At 68.9% G+C, this 1,449-nt stretch carries 1 protein-coding gene; it reads left to right on the top strand.

The window, feature by feature from the left end; all coding sequences use genetic code 11:
• The first annotated feature begins 231 nt into the window (after positions 1-231).
• Positions 232-1,428 (top strand): IS110 family transposase, encoded by a 1,197-nt coding sequence (locus AB0F77_RS42995; protein ID WP_358079825.1) that lies wholly within the window; start codon positions 232-234, stop codon positions 1,426-1,428.
• The last annotated feature ends 21 nt before the right edge of the window (positions 1,429-1,449 follow it).

The following is a 1,449-nucleotide window of genomic DNA, read 5'->3' as shown; positions in this document are numbered from 1 at the left end:
GGCTCTACCTTCTTGATCGGGTTGATCGAGCCATTCGTAGGGTTGGGTCGCCCAGGGGTGCTGGGTGTGGCTATCAGGCGGCTGCCATCTCGTGGCATACGACGCTTCGCCGCCCGGCACCCCACGACGACTCGGCCGCCGATTAGGAAGTGCGAACAAGTCGCTGTGTAGAGCAATGCCGGCGAGGTCGTCCGTGGCACGAACAGAACGAGCGCGTACGTCAGGAGCACGATGAGCCGGATATGGGCGGGGATCGACAGCGGCAAGGGCCACCATCACGCCCTCGCCGTGGACGCCGACGGCAAGACGCTGCTGTCGCGGCGGGTCGCCAACGACGAGCCCGAGCTGCTGAGGCTGATCGGCGACGTCCTGGACCTGGCCGACGGCCGCGAGGTCACCTGGGCCATCGACATGACCGGCGGGGAACCCGCGCTGCTGCTGGCCTTGCTGGTCAGCCACGGCCAGGAGGTCCTCTACATGCCCGGCCGCCTGGTGAACCGGGCCTCCGACGGCTACCGCGGCGAAGGCAAGACAGACGCCCGTGACGCCTACGTCATCGCCGACCAGGCCAGGATGCGCCGCGACCTGCGGCCCATCCGCCCCGGCGACGAGGCCGCCGTCGAGCTGAAGCTGCTGACCGGACGTCGGTCCGACCTGGTGGAGGACCGCACACGCGTCGTCAACCGCCTGCGCGGCACCCTGCTGAGCATGTTCCCGGCCCTGGAACGGGCCCTGGACGTGACGAACACCGGCCCGCTCGAGCTGCTGACGGGTTACCAGACCCCAGCCGCGATTCGCCGGATCGGGGCCACCCGGCTGACCACATGGCTGGCCAACCGCAAGGTCCGCAACCCGCGAGCCCTGGCCGAGGCGGCAGTCGAAGCCGCCGAGCGTCAGCACACCGCTGTCCCCGGGGAGAAGACCATTGCGAAGCTGGTCCACACCCTGGCCGGGGAGGTGATGGCCCTCAACGAGCGGATCGCCGAAATGGACAAGCTCGTCGAGGGCCGGTTTCGCGAGCACGAGCTCGCCGACATCGTCCTGAGCGTCCCCGGCATCGGGGCGACCCTCGGCGCCGAGTTCCTCGCCGCCGTCGGCGGCGACCTGGACGAATTCGACTCCCCGGACGCCCTGGCCGCCTTCGCCGGCGTCGCCCCCGCCCCTCGCGACTCGGGCAAAGTCAGCGGCAACTTCCACCGGCCGGTCACCTACCACCGGAGACTCCAGCGTGTCTTCTACACCTCCGCGCTGGTCAGCGTCCGCTACGACCCCAACTCGCGGAAGTTCTACGACCGCAAACGCGCCGAAGGCAAGAAGCACGTCCAGGCTGTGCTCGCCCTCGCCCGCCGACGCGTGAACGTCATCTGGGCCCTGATCCGTGACCGACGGTGCTACCAAGTCACACCTCCGGTGACTACAGCCGCTTGACAGGAGCATTAGGAAGCGTCG

It is taken from the genome of Streptomyces sp. NPDC026672 (assembly GCF_040638185.1).
Taxonomy (GTDB): Bacteria; Actinomycetota; Actinomycetes; order Streptomycetales; family Streptomycetaceae; genus Streptomyces.
The sequence above is the reverse complement of the archived record's forward strand: the minus strand, read 5'-3'. Positions and strand labels throughout refer to the sequence as shown.